General features: G+C 49.2%; 1 protein-coding gene. It reads left to right on the top strand.

Annotation, left to right across the window (positions count from 1 at the left end; translation table 11 throughout):
• The coding region (locus COX77_02920) for a hypothetical protein (protein PIZ98963.1) at positions 1–331 on the top strand (331 nt) is incomplete at both ends.

Here is a 331-nt window from a genome sequence, read left to right as displayed (position 1 = left end):
AGTTGCCGACTGGAGCGGCAATGCTAATCATGGCACCCTTAGCATCGGTGCCTCCGGTACCCAAAACTCCGTCGGCACTTGTTCTGTTGGTACCTCCGCCGCCTGGACCAACGGCGCCACCGGTAAACTAAATTCTTCTATTAATCTCGACGGTTTAGACGATTATATTAAAGTCACCAGTGCCACCGGAGGCATTCTCAATCCTTTAGATAATCTTACTTTGAGTACTTGGGTATATTGGGGTGGTGCCGGTACCGGAACACCGTACATTATTTCTAAGGGTTGGGGAGATGTTTATGAACTTACTCTCTCCAGCGGAAGACCCAGACTA

This window comes from Candidatus Komeilibacteria bacterium CG_4_10_14_0_2_um_filter_37_10 (assembly GCA_002793075.1).
Lineage (GTDB): Bacteria > Patescibacteriota > Patescibacteriia > UBA1558 > UBA1558 > UM-FILTER-37-10.
Note: the sequence above shows the minus strand (reverse complement) of the source record. Positions and strands in the feature narration are given on the sequence as shown.